The sequence below is a fragment of the Agrobacterium tumefaciens genome, from assembly GCA_025560025.1.
Classification (GTDB): Bacteria; Pseudomonadota; Alphaproteobacteria; order Rhizobiales; family Rhizobiaceae; genus Agrobacterium.
In genome coordinates, this window is sequence record CP048485.1 from 437,806 (window position 1) to 455,894 (window position 18,089).

Consider the following 18,089-nt stretch of genomic DNA (forward strand, 5'->3'; position numbering starts at 1 on the left):
GTTCGGTCGGGCATGGGGGCGGAGAAAGTCGGTCGTGGATTGACCAATGGCAAAATTGGGGCGCATCCGTGTCCCGACGCATATTGCGGCAGAGGACAAACTGTGGTTTGAAGTTAGTACCATAAGCATGGATTCTGCGTCTGTGATTGATCTAGATCAGACGCGTGAGGGAGAGGGTACCGTGACGAATAGGATTTACGCAGCACTGGCGGGGATGACCTGTCTGCTCACGGCTGTCGGCGCCCACGCCGATCAGCCGGTGCATTGGCAAATGGGCATGCAGGAGGCCGCCACGCCGATCATGCACGAAATACGCTGGTTCGAACAATATACGCTCTGGTTCATTGTTCCGGTTACGCTTTTCGTTCTTGCGCTGCTCATTATCGTCGCCCTGAAATTCCGCGCTGCGAAAAATCCGGTGCCTTCCAAGACCAGTCACAACACGACGATCGAGGTGGTGTGGACGCTCGCGCCGGTTCTCATTCTCCTGTTCCTCGCTTTCCCGTCGTTCAATCTTCTGAACGCGCAGCTGACGCAGCCGGAAAACCCGGACCTGACGCTGAAGGCAACCGCCACGCAATGGCTGTGGAGCTATGAATATGCCGCCGCCGAGGGTGCCGAGCCGCTCTCCTTCGACAGCTACATGCTGAAGGATCAGGATCGCGCGGCTGCGGGCAAGGAGGACAAGGCCCGCTATCCGCGTCTTCTTGCGGTGGACAATGAAATGGTCGTTCCGGTCGGCAAGACCGTTCGCCTTCTGGTGACGGCGGCTCCGACCGACGTCATCCACGCCTTCGCCATGCCCGCTTTCGGCGTCAAGATCGATGCCGTTCCGGGTCGCCTCAACGAAACATGGTTCAAGCCGGAGAAGGAAGGCCTTTATTACGGTCAGTGTTCCGAGCTTTGCGGCAAGGACCACGCTTTCATGCCCATCGCCATTCGGGTGGTTTCCGAACAGCAGTACAATGCCTGGCACGCCGCCGCCGCTTCTGATCTGAACGGCGCGAACCGGGCGCTGATGGCCTCCGTCGACGGCGCTCCGCGCACGGTCGATGTTGCCGCCAACGAAACCAACTGACGACTTGGAGTGAGGACAATGGCTGGACCTTCCACACACGACGATCATCACTCGCATGGTCATTCCGCACATGAAGCGCACGCGCATGACGATCATTCGCATGATGCGCATCATTCCCATACGCCGGGCTTTTTCGCCCGCTGGTTCCTGTCCACCAACCATAAGGACATCGGCACGCTTTACCTGATCTTCGCGATCATTGCCGGTATCGTCGGTGGCGGGCTTTCCGTCGTCATGCGCATGGAGCTTCAGGAGCCCGGCATCCAGATCTTCCACGGTCTGGCCGCCATGGTTTACGGCTTCGAGGGCGACGCCGCCATCGACGGCGGCAAGCACATGTTCAACGTGTTCACGACAGCGCATGCGCTCATCATGATCTTCTTCATGGTCATGCCGGCCATGATCGGCGGTTTTGCCAACTGGATGATTCCGATCATGATCGGCGCTCCTGACATGGCTTTCCCGCGCCTCAACAATATTTCCTTCTGGCTGATCGTTCCGGCTTTCATCCTGCTGCTCCTGTCGCTCTTCGTCGAAGGTCCGGCGGGCGCTTACGGCGTGGGCGGCGGCTGGACCATGTATCCGCCACTTTCGACGAGCGGCATGCCGGGACCGGCGGTGGATCTTGCGATCTTCTCGCTGCACGTCGCCGGCGCATCCTCGATCCTTGGTGCGATCAACTTCATCACCACCATCCTCAACATGCGCGCCCCGGGCATGACGCTGCACAAGATGCCGCTGTTCGCCTGGTCGGTTCTGGTCACCGCATTCCTGCTCCTGCTGTCGCTGCCGGTTCTGGCGGGTGGCATCACCATGCTTCTGACCGACCGCAACTTCGGCACGGCATTCTTCTCGCCGGAAGGCGGCGGTGATCCGATCCTCTACCAGCACCTGTTCTGGTTCTTCGGTCACCCGGAAGTGTACATCCTGATCCTGCCCGGCTTCGGCATCATCAGCCATATCGTGTCGACCTTCTCCAAGAAGCCGGTCTTCGGTTATCTAGGCATGGCTTACGCCATGGTCGCCATCGGTGCCGTCGGCTTCATCGTCTGGGCCCACCACATGTATACGGTCGGCCTGTCGCTTGAAGCGCAGCGTTACTTCGTCTTCGCCACCATGGTCATCGCGGTGCCGACGGGTATCAAGATCTTCTCGTGGATTGCGACCATGTGGGGCGGTTCGCTGACCTTCTCGACCCCGATGGTCTGGGCGATCGGCTTCATCTTCCTGTTCACGGTCGGTGGCGTCACCGGCGTGCAGCTCGCCAATGCCGGTCTCGACCGTTCGCTGCATGACACCTATTACGTTGTGGCCCACTTCCACTACGTTCTGTCGCTCGGCGCCGTCTTCGCCATCTTTGCCGGCTGGTATTACTGGTTCCCGAAGATAACCGGCTACATGTACAACGAGTTCATCGGCAAGCTGCATTTCTGGGTCATGTTTATCGGCGTGAACCTGATCTTCTTCCCGCAGCACTTCCTTGGCCTCGCCGGCATGCCGCGCCGCTACATCGATTATCCCGATGCCTATGCCGGCTGGAACCTGGTATCGTCCTATGGTTCCTATATCTCGGCGGTTGCCGTCGGCATCTTCCTCTTCGGCGTCTGGGAAGCCTTCGCCAAGAAGCGGATCGCCGGCAACAATCCCTGGGGTGAGGGTGCGACGACGCTCGAATGGCAGCTGTCTTCACCGCCGCCTTACCACCAGTGGGAACAGCTTCCGCGCATTCGCTGATGCGCGGACCGGAAGGCGCGGGCAAGGCCTGTGCATTCCGGTTGCTGGAATACGGGGCGGCATGGTTTCGTCCATGCCGTTTCCGAAGGCGGGTGGATCCGCCGCTGCGTGACATTTTGTCCAAGCGAAGCGCGCCGTCCGACATGATACATGCCCGGATGTGATAAATGCCAATTTTGGCCTTTATGAAGAAGCAGGCGCAGACGAATGGCGGAATGGGCGCGGCGAAAAGCCGGTGAATGGCATTGGTTCGACCCGATGCTGCCCGCCCGCGACATTCGGACCCAGGAACTGACGCGCCGAACATGCCGAAAATAATCTTCGTTTTTCGGGCCGGTGCAGGGGATGCCGCGGCAAGCGTCATCTGAAAGAAAACAGGACAGGAAATGACCGTTATCGACAATCGCGAAATGCTGGGCGCAGAAAGCTCCGAACTCTCGGAAGCCGGCGCACGCGATTATTTCGAATTGCTGAAGCCGCGCGTCATGTCGCTGGTCGTCTTCACGGCCTTTGCCGGCCTCGTGCTGGCGCCGGGCGAAATCAATCCGGTGCTTGGGCTCATCGCCATTCTCTGTATTGCCGTCGGTGCCGGTGCCTCCGGCGCGCTCAACATGTGGTACGATGCCGATATCGATGCCGTGATGAGCCGCACCGCCAAGCGGCCGATCCCGTCCGGCCGCATTGCGCCGCGCGAGGCCTTGGCCTTCGGGCTGACGCTGTCGGCCTTTTCCGTGGTCATTCTCGGCCTTGCGGTCAACTGGTTCTCGGCCGGCCTGCTGGCCTTTACGATCTTCTTTTATGCCGTTGTTTATACGATGTGGCTGAAGCGCTCGACGCCGCAGAACATCGTCATCGGCGGTGCTGCCGGCGCTTTCCCGCCCATGCTCGGCTGGGCCTGCGTCACCGGCGGCGTTTCGCTTGACAGCATCATCCTGTTCCTCATCATCTTTTTGTGGACACCGGCGCATTTCTGGGCGCTGGCGCTCTTCAAGATGCGTGACTACGGCGCCGTCGGCATTCCGATGATGCCGAACGTGGCGGGCGAGCGCTCCACCAAGAACCAGATGATCGTTTATGCCGTGCTGACCGCTGCCGCTGCCGTGGCGCCTTATTTCACGGGTCTGGCGAGCGGTGGTTACGGCATTTTCGCGGCCGTATTGAGCGCCATCTTCGTTTACTGTTCGCTCGATGTCCGGCGCATGCCTGAGGGTGACGAGAAGATGCTGCCCGCCAAGAAGATGTTCGCCTATTCGGTGCTTTACCTCTTCGCCATCTTCTCCGGCCTTCTGGCCGATCATTTTGCTCCGGCCCTGAAGGCCGTGATTTCGGGAGTTCTGTGATGGAAACGGTGGAACTGAGCGCGGCGCAGAAAAAATCGAGACGCGGGCGCAATATTGCGCTCGGCGTCCTGCTCGCCGGTCTGGTGGTGCTGTTCTACGTCATCACCATCATCAAGATCGGTTCGCATTGACGGCCTGACGGTAAGAGGACGAGATCGGAGGAGGGGGAGGACATGGCGAATACTGGGACAAATATCGGATCAGATAAGGCAACGGCCGGTACGCAGCGGGTGAGCAACCGCTCGATCCTCGTGCTCTGTCTGGTGTTTTTCTGCGCCATGATCGGCATGGCCTATGCCGCCGTTCCCCTTTATACGCTGTTCTGCCGCGTCACCGGCTATAACGGCACGACCCAGCGCGTCGAGCAATATTCCGACGTCATCCTCGACAAGACCATCAACGTCACCTTCGACGCCAATACGTCGAACGGCCTCAACTGGGATTTCCGTCCCGTTGACAAGAAGGTGACGCCAAAGATCGGGGAGACGGTGCAGGTCACCTTCAAGGCGACGAACCGTTCGCGCGTGGCGACCACGGGAACGGCGGTTTTCAATGTTACGCCCATGGAAGCGGGCGCCTATTTCAACAAGGTGGAGTGTTTCTGCTTCACCGAAACGACGCTGCAGCCGGGTGAAACGCTGGAAATGCCGGTGGTTTTCTTCGTCGATCCCGACATCGCCACTGCGCGCGAAACCAAGAGCATTCATACTTTAACGCTGTCCTATACGTTTTATCCGGCCAAAACCGAAAAACCGGTTGCGTCCTTGCCGGTAAAGACCGAGTCTGGCGAAAGCAAATTGTGAGAGGAGATCTGGCCTTTTATCCGAGGCCGGATCAGGGAAGAGATACCAGGGGATTGTCGCAATGGCAGATACGCATCAGAAGAACCACGATTACCACATCATAGATCCAAGCCCCTGGCCGCTTCTGGCCTCGATCGGCGCCTTCATCCTGACCTTCGGCGGCGTCTGTTACATGCGTTACCTGTCGGGCGGTTCCTTCAAGCTGTTCGGCGCGGAACTGGCCAATCCCTGGCTTTTCTATATCGGCCTCGTCATCGTGCTCTACACCATGTACGCCTGGTGGGCGGACACGATCAAGGAAGCCAATGAGGGCAGCCACACCCGCGTCGTTTCGCTTCACCTGCGCTATGGCATGATCATGTTCATCGCCTCCGAGGTGATGTTCTTCGTCGCTTGGTTCTGGGCCTATTTCGATGCCAGCCTTTATCCGCATGAGGCCATTCAGGCGTCCCGCCTTGAATATACCGGCGGTCAATGGCCGCCAAAGGGTATCGAAGTCATCGATCCCTGGCACCTGCCGCTCTACAACACCGTCATCCTGCTTCTGTCTGGCACCTGCGTCACCTGGGCGCACCACGCCCTGCTGCACAATGACCGCAAGGGCCTGATCACCGGTCTGGTTCTCACCGTCGCGCTCGGCGTCCTGTTCTCTACGGTGCAGGTCTACGAATACATTCACGCCCCGTTCGACTTCAAGAATTCGATCTATGGCGCGACCTTCTTCATGGCCACCGGTTTCCACGGTTTCCACGTCTTCGTCGGCACGGTGTTCCTTCTCGTGTGCCTGTTCCGGGCCATTGCCGGCGGTTTCACGCCCAAGCAGCATTTCGGTTTCGAAGCGGCCGCCTGGTACTGGCACTTCGTTGACGTCGTCTGGCTGTTCCTGTTCTTCGCCATCTACATCTGGGGTGGTTGGGGAGCGCCGGTGCACGGCTGATAGCGCTGGATAGAGTTCGGGCCCGAAGCAAGGCATTCCGTGGAGAGAGCGGGTGCCACGCGTTTCTTCTCCCCGCCGGGGAGAAGTCCGCGGCAGCGGGATGAGGGGGCTACGGTAGAGATAGACCTATAGCTCGCCCCCCTCATCCGACCCTTCGGGCCACCTTCTCCCCGGCGGGGAGAAGAAAGTCGCAGCGCCGTCGAGCAACAACAGGTGCCCGGGTTCTGAGGCAAGCTTCCAGGAGATTGGACGTCATCCTCGGGCTTGACCCGAGGATCCATAGCCCGCTGAAATCGTGGGTCCTCGGGTCAAGCCCGAGGAGGACGGGCGAGGGGTTAGGCAACTTCGCGGGAGGTCATCATGTCAGAACCATCAAACGGCAATTTTGCGCCTGTTGATCCCATCAAGGTGGGCTTGAAAGGCTGCTGCCCGCGTTGTGGTAACGGCCGGCTGTTCGACGGTTTCCTGACGCCGAAACCGGCATGCAGCGCCTGCGGACTGGATTATGGTTTCGCTGACGCGGGTGATGGTCCGGCGGTCTTCGTCATGCTGATTGTGGGTTTTCTGGTCGTTGGTCTGGCGCTCTGGTTCGATCAGCGTTTTGGCCCGCCCGTCTGGGTGCATGTCATGCTCTGGTTGCCTTTCACGGTGATTGTTTCGCTCGTGCTGCTGCGCAAGCTGAAAGGGATCATGATTGCGCTGCAATACCGCAACAATGCAAGCGAAGGCAGGCTTGATCGTGAATGATGTTTCCCACATGAAGGCGGCGGAAAGACGGGTCTGGTTTGCCGCGCCGCTTGTCCTGCTGGCACTTGCCATCCTGCTCGGGCTGGGCACCTGGCAGGTGAAGCGGCTCTATTGGAAAGAGGCCCTGATGGCCGATATCGAGGAGCGACGGAGCGCAAGCCCGGCCACGCTTTCCGACATCGAGGCCATCGCGAAAAGCGGCGGCGAGATAGAATATCGCAGGGTCAGCCTTTCCGGCACGTTCGATCACGCCCGCGAGCGGCATTTCTTCGCCACCCATCAGGGCAGAACCGGTTATTATATCTATACGCCGCTGACGCTTGCCGATGGCCGTATTCTCTTCGTCAATCGCGGCTTCGTGCCCTTCGAGATGAAGGAACCGGCAAAGCGCCCCGACGGCCAGGTTGCCGGCGAGGTGACGATCACCGGACTGGCGCGCGCGCCGCTCGTCGCTAAACCATCTTCCCTGCTGCCGGATAATGATGTCGCCAAGAACATCTTCTACTGGAAAGATCTGGCGGCGATGGCCTCGAGCGTCAATATCCCGTCGGACCGGCTGGTCCACCTGTTCGTCGATGCCGATAATGCGCCCAATCCCGGAGGCTGGCCCGAAGGTGGCGTGACGCTGATAGATTTGCCCAACAATCACCTGCAATATGCGATAACGTGGTATGGCCTGGCGGTGGCCCTTGTCATCGTCGCCGGTTTTGCCTATTTCCGGAACGGTAAGGCGCAGGGTGAATAAAGCACGTGCCGTCCGATAATGGCTGGTTATCGGGCAAGGCCAAGGAGCAGGAATGAACATCGCCGTTTCCAAACCCCCTTTGACAATAAGGCTGTGCGGACCGCGCGGTTTTTGCGCGGGCGTGGACCGGGCGATCCAGATCGTTGTGCTGGCGCTGAAGGCCTATGGCGCGCCTGTCTATGTTCGCCATGAAATCGTGCATAACCGCTACGTGGTGGAAGGGCTTGAAGCCAAGGGCGCGGTCTTCGTCGAGGAGCTGCATGAGATCCCCGTCGAGCACCGCGAGCAGCCGGTGGTCTTTTCCGCCCATGGCGTGCCGAAATCCGTGCCTGAAGACGCGCAGGCGCGCAATCTTTTCTATCTCGATGCCACATGCCCGCTGGTCTCCAAGGTGCATAAGCAGGCCATGCGCCACCAGCGCCTCGGCCGCCATGTCGTGCTGATCGGCCATGCCGGTCACCCTGAGGTCATCGGCACCATGGGTCAGCTTCCAGAAGGCACGGTCTCGCTGGTCGAGACGGTGGAGGATGCGGGTGTTTATGAGCCGGTGGACCGTGAAAACCTCGGTTTCGTTACCCAGACGACACTGTCGGTCGATGATACCGCCGGCGTCATCGCCAGGCTCCAGGAACGCTTCCCGGCCATTCAGGCGCCTGCCGCCGACAGCATCTGTTACGCAACCACCAATCGTCAGGATGCGGTAAAGCAGGCGGCGCCCGGCTGCGATCTGTTCATCGTCGTTGGCGCCCCCAATTCGTCCAATTCCAAGCGGCTGGTGGAAGTGGCGCTGCGCGCCGGCGCCAAACATTCCGTGCTGGTGCAGCGGGCGGCGGAAATCGACTGGGACGCGATCGGCGATATCCGCACCGTTGGTCTTTCGGCTGGCGCCTCCGCACCGGAAGTCATCGTCGATGAGATCATCGAAGCTTTCAAGGCGCGGTTCGACACGACGCTCGATCTGGCCGTCACGGTGGAGGAAACGGAACATTTCCTCGTCAATCGCGAGCTGCGCAGTATCGAACTGACGACGGACGACATGGCTTTCGTCAACGGCAATGCCAGCAATGCGCTTCCGCCGAAAACCGCCGCCGGTGCCTGAAACGGAATGACGGTCAATGCGGCTGGTCTTCGCCTTGCATCCGTCATTCTAACCCCAGATTTTCATCCTTTCCTTCATCAAGAGATTTGAAATTGGCAGTTTATACGGACATCACCGAAGATGATCTGAGGAATTTCCTCACGCAATATGACGTCGGCAGCCTCACCTCCTATAAGGGCATTGCCGAAGGCGTCGAAAACTCCAATTTCCTGCTGCACACCAACAAGGACCCGCTGATCCTGACGCTTTATGAAAAGCGCGTGGAAAAAAACGATCTGCCTTTCTTCCTCGGCCTGATGCAGCATCTGGCCGCCAAGGGCCTGTCCTGCCCCCTGCCGCTGCCGCGCAAGGATGGTGCGTTGCTGGGCGAACTGTCGGGCCGGCCGGCGGCGCTTATCTCCTTCCTTGAAGGCATGTGGCTGAGAAAGCCGGAAGCAAAGCACTGCCGCGAAGTCGGCAAGGCGCTGGCCGCCATGCATCTGGCGGGCGAGGGGTTCGAAATCAGGCGGCCGAATGCACTCTCCGTCGAGGGCTGGAAGGTGCTTTGGGACAAATCCGAAGACCGCGCCGACGAGGTGGAGAAGGGCCTGAAAGACGAGATCCGCCCCGAGATCGATTATCTCGCCGCCCATTGGCCGAAGGATCTGCCAGCCGGCGTCATCCATGCCGATCTGTTTCAGGACAATGTGTTCTTCCTCGGCGACGAGCTTTCGGGCCTGATTGATTTTTACTTCGCCTGCAACGATCTGCTCGCTTATGACGTGTCGATCTGCCTCAATGCCTGGTGCTTCGAAAAGGATGGCGCTTATAACGTCACGAAGGGCAAGGCGCTCTTGGAGGGTTACCAGTCGGTGCGTCCGCTGAGTGAGGCGGAGCTGGAGGCGCTGCCGCTTCTGGCGCGCGGTTCGGCGCTGCGTTTCTTCCTGACGCGGCTTTACGACTGGCTGACGACGCCGGCCGGCGCGCTGGTGGTGAAAAAAGATCCGCTGGAATATCTGCGCAAGCTGCGGTTCCACCGCTCCATCGCCAATGTCGCCGAATATGGGCTGGCCGGCGAATGAAACATGTCGATATTTTCACCGATGGCGCCTGCTCCGGCAATCCCGGTCCCGGCGGCTGGGGTGCCGTGCTGCGTTATGGTGAGGTGGAGAAGGAACTCTCCGGCGGCGAGGCCGAGACCACCAATAACCGCATGGAACTGCTGGCGGCGATTTCGGCGCTCAACGCGCTGAAAAGCCCCTGCGAGGTCGATCTTTATACCGACAGCGCCTATGTGAAAGACGGCATCACCAAATGGATTTTCGGCTGGAAAAAGAAGGGCTGGAAAACCGCCGATAACAAGCCGGTCAAGAATGTCGAGCTGTGGCAGGCGCTGGAAGCGGCGCAGGAACGCCACAAGGTTACCCTGCATTGGGTCAAGGGCCATGCTGGCCACCCGGAAAACGAGCGCGCCGACGAATTGGCGCGCAAGGGCATGGAGCCCTTCAAACGGCGGTAACGGAAACCTGTCTTATTCGGCCTGTGTAATCCGGGCCATATCTAATCCGGGGTTGTGAAAACTGAAACCCGATTTATCTTGTCGTCAAACAGCCGGACAGTCCGGCGGAGGAGAGGAATTCGGATGATCCTGCATTGTGTATTTTTGCGCTTCAAGGCTGCGACGGCATCCTCTGAAAAACAAGCGGTGTTCGAAGCGATTGCGGCCCTGAAGGACGTGATACCGGGCATCATCGATGTAAAATACGGCCAGAATGTTTCGCCCGAGGGTCTGAACGGCGGTTTCGTCGACGGTTTTATCGTGACGCTTGACAGCCCCGAGGCCCGCGACGATTACCTCGCCCATCCCCAGCATATGGAAGTCGGCGAGCGCCTCGTGTCGCTGACCGATGGCGGTCTGGCCGGGCTTCTGGTGTTTGACATGAATGTCTGAGGGAAGGGCGGCTTGGCCGCCCTTTTTGTTTGTCGCTAAAAGCAGCGTTGATGCCTTTGGCGATGTCGTGTCAGCCGATACACCGTCACCCCGGACTTGATCCGGGGTCCAGCGCGATCAAGTCCTTGATCGCAAAAGACTCTTATCACGGCGCAGACGCGCCGTGGCTGGATGCCGGATCAAGTCCGGCATGACGGAGAGACTAAGCCACCCGCCCTCAAAGCTGCTCGATCATCGCAGCAGCGGCCGAAACCGTCGCCTGACCGGGGTTCTCTTCCACGTTGAGCGATTTCACCACGCCGTCTTCGACCAGCATCGAATAGCGCTTGGAGCGCACACCGAGGCCGCCGCCGGAAAGGTCGGCATCAAGGCCAAGTGCCTTGGTGAACGAGGCATCCCAGTCGGCGAGGAAGTGGATCTTGCCCTGACCGCCGGACGATTGCGCCCATGCGCCCATCACGTGCCAGTCATTGACGGCGACAACGGCGATGTCATCCACGCCTTTTGAGAGAATGGTGTCGCGGTTTTCAAGATAGCCCGGCAGATGGTTCAGCGAGCAGGTGGGGGTAAAAGCGCCGGGCACGGCGAAGAGCACGACCTTCTTGCCGCCGAAAAGCGCGTCCGTGGTGGTTTCCACCGGGCCGTCGGCCGTCTTTTCTTTGAAGGTTGCGGAAGGCAGTTTTTCGCCGATCTTGATGGTCATGTCCGTGCTCCTGTAGCCGTTCGGTTCGCGCGACTATAGAGCAACCAAATGAAACGTGTCATGCGGTTTTCGCGGGAAATTCCACTGCGGAGGCGATCGCTCAAGCGTGGCGGCAAAACCGATCAGGGCTTCGGGAAATTCAGCATCGTCTCCATGGCCCGGTCGCCGGATTTGACCAGGATGGGCCAGCTATTGCCCTGCACCTGATAGGTTTTCGGCAGGCCCTTGATGTTCATGTAGAAGGAGAGCTTGCGCTTGTCGCGCACCAGGTTCTGCGGTTCGTAATAGGCAAAGCCCGAGGGACCGGCGATGAAGATTTCGGTCTCCTTCGGCGCGTTTTCCGGCAGCTGCAGCTGCACGCCGAGCATGGTCTTGTCGGGTGTGATATGGAAATCGGTCACCTTGAAATCGTCTGATGCCGCCTCGGGCAGCGTCTCGCGCGCCTCTTCCAGCAGGCGCCGTTCCTCGCCGTCGTCATTGCCCGCATTGCCGCGCTCAATCGAAAACGTCGCCTCGAAAGGGATACAGATATTCTGGCAGACACCGATGAAGGCGGTGAGGTCGATTTTCCCGCTCGCCGCCGGGTCGGCGGCTTTCAGCTGGAAGGGAAGGCTGACGGCGTGATCATAGCCGATATCGGTAATGTCGCCGTTTTCGATCAGCTTCGGAACCGGATAGGCCATGGTGGTAAGGCTGACACCGCTTGCCGGGTCAAGCCTGATCTGAGGCGGTATGCCGGCTTCCCCCGGCTCCCGCCAATAGGTTATCCAGCCGTCTTTCGGCTCGATCTGCAGCACGCCGCGCACCACGCCGTCCGCATCCATCGCAAGGCTTGCCACGCGCATCTGGCCGCCTTCGCTTCTGGCCCAGTCGGTAATCTCCGCCCGGGCGGCTTGCCCGCTGCCGAGGATGGCGGCGAATGCGGCGACGAAGCGAAGATGTGAAAATCGAAAGAATGTCCTGAAGCTCATTCTTTCCGTCTAACCCAACATCGCCCGGCGGACCAGTTACGAATTCGTGCGGTTCATCATTTTCGGTTGATTGATCGGGCGCTATGCCGCATCCTGTTCCCTGTCGAAGTGCGAACGCCTTTTCCGTTCAAGAACGGAATTCGGCCTGCTGGAGGCGCCGGTGAGCTTTTCAACCCTGATGGACAAACGCGAACGTGGCTTTCTCGATGGTCAGTTCCTCATCGCGATGCCGGGGCTGGACGATGGCAACTTTGCCCGTTCGGTGATCTATATCTGCGCCCATTCGGATGCAGGCGCCATGGGCTTCATCATCAACCGTCCGCAGCAGATCACCTTCACCGATATTCTGCTGCATCTGAAACTGGTTGATAGCAACGACGCCATCATGCTGCCCAACCGCACCCGTGAATTTCCGATACAGTGCGGCGGTCCGGTCGAATCCGGTCGGGGCTTCGTGCTGCATTCGGATGATTACTTGAGCGAATCCAGCATTCCGGTCAGCGACGACATTTCCCTGACTGCGACGCTCGATATCGTCCGCGCCATTTCCAACGGCCGCGGCCCGCAAAGGGCCACCATGCTGCTGGGTTATGCCGGCTGGGGACCGGGGCAGCTGGAAAACGAGATCGCCAATAATGGCTGGCTGAATTGCCCGGCTGCCGAAGAGCTGATCTTCGACCGCGGACTGGACAATAAATATGAGCGCGCGCTAGCGTTGATGGGCGTCGACCCGCGCATGCTCTCGCCCGATGCCGGCCACGCCTGAGTTTTCCGCCGCTTTCACGCGGCTGCCGGCTGGAACCAAACCTTGCTCCCTCACGTTAGTCACCCGGAAAGCCGGACAAGACAGTGCGGTTAAACTAGGGAGCAGTGACATGGGTAGCACATCAGACAAGATCGCCGGTAAAGCCAACGAAGTCGCCGGCAAGGTCAAGAAGAGCGTCGGCGAAGCGACCGGCAACAACGAGTTGCGCGCCAAGGGTGCGGCCCAGGAAACCAAGGGCAAGATCCAGAAAAACGTTGGCAAGGCCAAGGATGCCGTCAAGGGCGCCGTTGATCGGATGTAATCTCGCCCGACGGATTGCGCCTCTCTGACGACGTGGCGCTCGGAGCGCATGTGTGACAGCACATGCGCTCTTGTCGTCTGAGGGGCAGGAACGTTCGGCTTGTTACGCCGTTCATGTTGATATTCTACGTTCGCCTCCACCCACCTGATCCATCGCAAGGGTTTCATCGATGAAGCTTTTTTCCTGCGCTTCCTGCGGCCAGCCGGTCCATTTCGACAATCGTTTCTGCGTCTCCTGTGGTCATCGTCTGGCCTTCGTGCCGGAGCGCCTTTCCATGGAAGCGCTTGCGCCTGCGGGCGAGCCGAACTGGCAGATCGTTGCCCAGCCGGAAAAACAGGTGCGTTTCTGCGCCAATGAGGTGAATGACATCTGCAACTGGTCTGTCCCGGCGGAAAGTGACAGCGCCTTTTGTCCGGCCTGCAGTCATAATCGTCTGGTGCCTGATATCGCGACCGAGCAGGGGATCGAACAGTGGCGACGCCTCAGCCAGGCGCAGCGCCATCTGTTTTATTCTATCCTGCGGCTCGGCCTGCCGCATCCCAACCGGGACGCCGATCCGGCGGGTGGGCTGGTCTTCGACTTTCTGGTCGATGAGGTGGCGCCCGACGGTTCGGTCATTCCCGCCATGACCGGTCACGATGAGGGCCTGATCGCCATCCGTGCGGCGGAAGCCGATGATGCGACGCGCGAGCAGGTGCGCGCCAACATGAACGAGCCCTACCGCACCATGCTTGGCCATTTCCGCCACGAGGTCGGGCATTTCATCTGGAACAAGCTGGTGCGCGATGAGAACCGGCTGGAAGCCTGCCGCGCCGTGTTCGGTGACGAGCGCGAGGATTATGCGGCGGCGCTGCAACGCAATTACGAGCAGGGACCGCGGCCCGACTGGCAGGAGAATTTCATAAGCTCCTATGCCTCCGTCCACCCATGGGAAGATTTCGCCGAATGTTTCGCCCATTACCTGCATATCGTTGACACGCTCGAAACGGCGCGCGCCTTCGGCGTGGCGATCGATCCGGACGGACATGAGGAAATGGCCGCAGAGGTGACATTCGATCCCTACAAGGCCCGCAGCGCCGCGCAACTGGTCAAGGCCTGGATTCCGCTCAGCGTCGCCATCAATTCCATCCAGCGCAGCATGGGGGAGGCGGACCTCTACCCCTTCGTGCTGACGCCGCCGGTGGTGACGAAGATGGAATTCATTCACGACGTCCTGCATGGGAGGGTGGCGGCGGATGCACAGCCGGTGATGATGGTTCAGTAAGGAACGCCTTACCCTCGACGTCATCCTCGGGCTTGACCCGAGGATCCACAACCACCTGCGACAATGGATCCTCGGGTCAAGCCCGAGGATGACCTCGCGTTAGATAGAGGGGACGGGGGAGTGCGCTACAGCACTCATCCTCTTTACGAAGCCCGCTTCGTGGGCTGGAACCGCTCCCTGAGAAGCTTCAGAGCCGCATCGCCCGAGACCGGTGTTCCGAACAGGAAGCTCTGGCCAAAATGGCAATTCATGCGCGACAATTCCGCCGCATCTTCCGGCGTCTCGATGCCTTCCGCCACCACCTGCATATCTAGCGCGCGCGCCATGGCGATGACGGAGCGCAGGAGCACATTGCGCTTGTCGCTGGTATTGGCCACAAGCGCCTTGTCGAGCTTGATCGTATCGAACGGGAAGCGGGTGAGATAGGCAAGCGATGAATAGCCGGTGCCGAAATCATCCATGGCAAGGCTCAGGCCGGTTTCCTTCAGCTTGGAAAGTACCAGCCGCGCCTGTTCCGGGTTTTCCATGACGACGGATTCCGTCAGCTCCAGCTTCAGCTGCTGCGGATTGCAGCGCGTGCGCGTCAGCATGCTGCGCACATCATTATACAATTCGTTGTTCAGCAATTGCGCGCTGGAAATATTGACGGAAATGAAGATCGGCATCTTCTCGATGGCATGCTGCCAGTCCATCAGATCGGTCGCCGCCCGCTCCAGTGCGAACATACCGAGCGGCTCGATCAGGCCGGAAGCTTCCGCAATGGGAATGAACTCGCTCGGCGGAATATTGCCGCGCTTGGGATGTTCCCAGCGCATCAGCGCCTCGAAGCCGGCCAGCTCGCCATCGTCGAGCTTGACGATCGGCTGATAGGCGAGCGATAGCTCCTTGCGTTCGATGGCGCGGCGAAGGTCGCTTTCCATCTGCAGGCGGTCGGTGCCCGACGTGCGGAAGGCGGGGCGGAACGGCTCGACACGGTTTCCGCCGGCGCGCTTGGCGCGATACATGGCAAGTTCCGCGTCACTCAAAAGTCCGGCCGCACTTTCCTGCTGGTCGATCCACGAGACGAGGCCGATGGAAGCGGTGAGGATGATTTCGCGATTGGCGAAATTGATCGGCACCATGATCGCCTTGTTCACCGCATCGGCGAAATCGGCAACCCGCTGCGGATCGCGCTCGGAGGTCAGGATCAGGCCGAACTCATCGCCACCGAGGCGCGCCAGCGTATCCTGCGGTTTCAGCAGGCGGCGCAGGCGGCGCGTCAGCGCGATGAGAATATTGTCGCCCGCGGCAATGCCGAGCGTATCGTTGACCAGCTTGTAACGGTCGATATCGATCGCCATCACGGTCGGGCGCACGCCCTCGCTGTCGGGCGAGAGGTTGAGGATCGATTGCAGGCGGTCGAGGAAGACCTGCCGGTTCGGAAGTCCGGTCAGATTGTCGTTCATCGCATCCTGCAACAGCCGCTCGACCGAATTCTTCTGCTCGGTAATGTCTGTAATCGTGCCGACGCAGCGGATGATTTCGCCGTTGGAGCCGAGAACCGGACGGGCGCGGATCTGCAGCCAGTGGAAATGCCCGTCTTCGGCGCGAATGCGGAATTCGTGGTTGAGGCGGCCCTTGCGGTGGTCGAGCAGCACGTCGAGCGTCGCCTTGAACCGGTCGCGATCGTCAGGGTGCAGGCGCGGCAGCCAGTTGCGCGCAGCACCATGCATGGTGCCGGGTTCCAGCCCCAGCCGGTTGGAAATATCGGGCGTGGTGACGATGCGGTCGCGCGTCACGTCCCAGTCCCACACGGTATCGCCGCTGCCCGTCAGCGCCAGGGACTGGCGTTCAAGGTCAGAGAACAGACCCTGCTGATAGGCGCTGCCGGCAAAGGCATGCTGGATGACGGTAAAGCCGATCAGCAACACGATCAGCACCAGCCCGCCGCCAAGCGCCGGCTGCACGATGTCATTGTCCAGTTGCCCCGTTACCGTCAGCCAGCTGCCGAACAGCCAGACGAGGATGAGCGCCCAGGAGGGCACGAGCAAAATCGCCCGGTCGTAACGGTTGAAGCCGAGATAGATGATGAGCGCGATACCGGCCGTTGCGGTGAGCGCGAAGGACACGCGGGCGATGCCCGACGCGACCGAAGGATCGTAGATCGCGACGCCAAACAGCAGCGCCAGACCCACCACCCAGGCAAAGGTCGCATAACCCAGATGCGCATGCCATCGGTTGAGATTGAGATAGGTGAACAGGAAGACCACGAAGCTGGAGGCGAGCGCCACTTCGGCACCCGCCCTCCATATTCGCTGATCGCTGGATGTGACGGTGATGAGCTTTTCAAGAAAGCCGAAATCAACGCAGATATAGGCAAGCACCGCCCAGGCAAGCGCGGCGGAAGCCGGCAGAACCGAGGTTCCCTTGACCACGAACAGAATGGTCAGAAGCACGGCCAGAAGGCCGGCAATGCCGAGAACGATGCCGCGATAGAGCGTGAACGCGTTGATCGTGTCCTTGTAGGCTTCCGGTTCCCACAGATAGATCTGCGGCAGCTGCGGCGTGGAAAGCTCGGCGACGAAGGTGATGACGGAGCCGGGATTGAGCGTGATGCGAAACACGTCGGCATCCGGGCTCGGTTGCCGGTCCAGCGCGAAGCCTTCGCTCGGCGTGATCGCGATGATGCGCTGCGAGCCGAGATCGGGCCAGAACAGTTTGGAGTTCACCAGACGGAAATGCGGGGCGACGATGACGCGTTCCAGCTGCTCTTCGGAGACGTTGGCGAGCGCAAAGACCGCCCAGTCGCCCTGATGATCCGTGGAACTGGCGCGCACCTCGATACGGCGGCGGATGCCGTCTGGTCCGGGGGCGGTGGAAACCTGAAAGGCCTCGCCCTGATTGGCGTAGATATCTGTGGTCGCGGTCAGATCAAGCGCCGTATCGTCACGGGAAATCTTCACCGGCTCGAAGGCGTAGGAATAGGAGGCAAAAAGCAGGAACAGCAGGAAAAACGGCGCAGCCAGTGCGATTGCCGCCAGACGTTTCGACAGGCAAGGCGCAGTGTGATTGTAGGTCATGTATCGTACTTCGTTCCGCCGGAGCTTTGCTTGTCGGCAAGAAGGGAAAACATCATATGATCCCGCCATTGGCCATTGATTTTCAGATATTCCCGCAAGAGACCTTCCCGCTGGAACCCGGCATTTTCGAGAAGCCGGATGCTTTTGAAGTTTTCCGGAATACAGGCTGCCTCGATACGGTGCAACTGAAGTCCGTTGAAGATGTATGGTATTACCAATTTTAATGCGGCAGACATATGGCCTCTGGCGGCGTGGCGTTCGCCTATCCAGTAGCCGATCATGCAGCTTTGCGCGGCCCCCCGGCGGATGTAACCGATTGTGATGCCGCCGACCAGCAGGGTCTCCTTTTCGAACAGCAGAAACGAAACGGCGGTGCCGGAGGAAAATTCCTGGCCGTTGCGCACCACCCGCATCCGGAAAGAGCCTTCCGTCAATTCGTCCGGACGCCAGCTTGGCTCCCAGGGCTGGAGAAACTGCCGGCTTTCCGACCGCAGGACGTGCCATTGCTTGAAATCGCCATAGCGCGGCAGTCTGAGAAGGTGGTCGGCGCTGCGCAGTTCAGGCGTGTCATTATGTCGGGAAAGAAAACGCAGCATTCACCATCCCCGTGCG

18 protein-coding genes are annotated in these 18,089 nt (G+C 59.9%); 14 read left to right on the plus strand and 4 right to left on the minus strand.

Annotated features, from left to right (window positions below; genetic code table 11):
* Positions 1-181: 181 nt before the first annotated feature.
* From coxB to FY152_02175, 11 genes are all read left to right on the plus strand, one after another.
* Positions 182-1,078: a cytochrome c oxidase subunit II gene (coxB, locus tag FY152_02125; GenBank protein ID UXS30942.1), complete on the plus strand. Its 897-nt coding sequence runs from the start codon at positions 182-184 to the stop codon at positions 1,076-1,078.
* Between the two features lie 18 nt (positions 1,079-1,096).
* Positions 1,097-2,812 (plus strand): cytochrome c oxidase subunit I, encoded by a 1,716-nt coding sequence (ctaD, locus tag FY152_02130; GenBank protein UXS30943.1) that lies wholly within the window; start codon positions 1,097-1,099, stop codon positions 2,810-2,812.
* Between the two features lie 386 nt (positions 2,813-3,198).
* The gene (locus FY152_02135) at positions 3,199-4,152 is read left to right on the plus strand and encodes a protoheme IX farnesyltransferase (GenBank protein ID UXS30944.1); all 954 of its coding nucleotides are present in this window, start codon (positions 3,199-3,201) and stop codon (positions 4,150-4,152) included.
* A 173-nt stretch (positions 4,153-4,325) separates the two neighbouring features.
* Complete coding sequence (locus FY152_02140) at positions 4,326-4,955, plus strand: cytochrome c oxidase assembly protein (protein ID UXS30945.1); 630 nt, start codon at positions 4,326-4,328, stop codon at positions 4,953-4,955.
* Positions 4,956-5,016: 61 nt separating this feature from the next.
* The gene (locus FY152_02145) at positions 5,017-5,892 is read left to right on the plus strand and encodes a cytochrome c oxidase subunit 3 (protein UXS30946.1); all 876 of its coding nucleotides are present in this window, start codon (positions 5,017-5,019) and stop codon (positions 5,890-5,892) included.
* A gap of 360 nt (positions 5,893-6,252) precedes the next feature.
* A complete protein-coding gene (locus FY152_02150; GenBank protein UXS30947.1) occupies positions 6,253-6,639 on the plus strand; it encodes a DUF983 domain-containing protein in 387 nt (128 codons plus the stop codon).
* Positions 6,640-6,649: 10 nt separating this feature from the next.
* Positions 6,650-7,384 (plus strand): SURF1 family protein, encoded by a 735-nt coding sequence (locus FY152_02155; GenBank protein ID UXS33186.1) that lies wholly within the window; start codon positions 6,650-6,652, stop codon positions 7,382-7,384.
* Between the two features lie 52 nt (positions 7,385-7,436).
* Positions 7,437-8,483 (plus strand): 4-hydroxy-3-methylbut-2-enyl diphosphate reductase, encoded by a 1,047-nt coding sequence (gene ispH / locus FY152_02160; protein UXS30948.1) that lies wholly within the window; start codon positions 7,437-7,439, stop codon positions 8,481-8,483.
* A 92-nt stretch (positions 8,484-8,575) separates the two neighbouring features.
* On the plus strand, positions 8,576-9,544 hold the full coding sequence (locus tag FY152_02165) for a homoserine kinase (protein UXS30949.1): 969 nt from the start codon (positions 8,576-8,578) through the stop codon (positions 9,542-9,544).
* The gene (gene rnhA / locus FY152_02170; protein UXS30950.1) at positions 9,541-9,981 is read left to right on the plus strand and encodes a ribonuclease HI; all 441 of its coding nucleotides are present in this window, start codon (positions 9,541-9,543) and stop codon (positions 9,979-9,981) included. Before FY152_02165 ends, rnhA begins: the two co-directional genes overlap by 4 nt.
* A gap of 123 nt (positions 9,982-10,104) precedes the next feature.
* Positions 10,105-10,413 carry a Dabb family protein gene (locus tag FY152_02175; GenBank protein ID UXS30951.1) on the plus strand — a complete coding sequence of 103 codons (309 nt, stop codon included), beginning with the start codon at positions 10,105-10,107 and terminating at the stop codon, positions 10,411-10,413.
* A 217-nt stretch (positions 10,414-10,630) separates the two neighbouring features.
* Here FY152_02175 and FY152_02180 read toward each other — a convergent pair whose 3' ends face one another.
* Positions 10,631-11,116, minus strand: a complete 486-nt coding sequence (locus tag FY152_02180) for a peroxiredoxin (protein ID UXS30952.1) — start codon at positions 11,114-11,116, stop codon at positions 10,631-10,633.
* Between the two features lie 122 nt (positions 11,117-11,238).
* Positions 11,239-12,087: a cytochrome C biogenesis protein gene (locus tag FY152_02185; protein ID UXS30953.1), complete on the minus strand. Its 849-nt coding sequence runs from the start codon at positions 12,085-12,087 to the stop codon at positions 11,239-11,241.
* Positions 12,088-12,247: 160 nt separating this feature from the next.
* On the opposite strand from FY152_02185, the gene FY152_02190 reads away from it, so the two are divergent.
* The 3 genes from FY152_02190 to FY152_02200 all read left to right on the plus strand — a co-directional run bounded on the left by FY152_02190 (position 12,248) and on the right by FY152_02200 (position 14,418).
* A complete protein-coding gene (locus FY152_02190; GenBank protein ID UXS30954.1) occupies positions 12,248-12,853 on the plus strand; it encodes a YqgE/AlgH family protein in 606 nt (201 codons plus the stop codon).
* A gap of 109 nt (positions 12,854-12,962) precedes the next feature.
* A complete protein-coding gene (locus tag FY152_02195; protein ID UXS30955.1) occupies positions 12,963-13,154 on the plus strand; it encodes a CsbD family protein in 192 nt (63 codons plus the stop codon).
* Positions 13,155-13,323: 169 nt separating this feature from the next.
* A complete protein-coding gene (locus FY152_02200; GenBank protein ID UXS30956.1) occupies positions 13,324-14,418 on the plus strand; it encodes a hypothetical protein in 1,095 nt (364 codons plus the stop codon).
* 143 nt (positions 14,419-14,561) lie between these two features.
* On the opposite strand, the gene FY152_02205 is transcribed toward FY152_02200, so the two are convergent.
* Positions 14,562-17,477 carry a sensor domain-containing phosphodiesterase gene (locus FY152_02205; GenBank protein UXS30957.1) on the minus strand — a complete coding sequence of 972 codons (2,916 nt, stop codon included), beginning with the start codon at positions 17,475-17,477 and terminating at the stop codon, positions 14,562-14,564.
* A complete protein-coding gene (locus tag FY152_02210; GenBank protein ID UXS30958.1) occupies positions 17,474-18,073 on the minus strand; it encodes a GNAT family N-acetyltransferase in 600 nt (199 codons plus the stop codon). Before FY152_02210 ends, FY152_02205 begins: the two co-directional genes overlap by 4 nt.
* Positions 18,074-18,089: the final 16 nt, after the last annotated feature.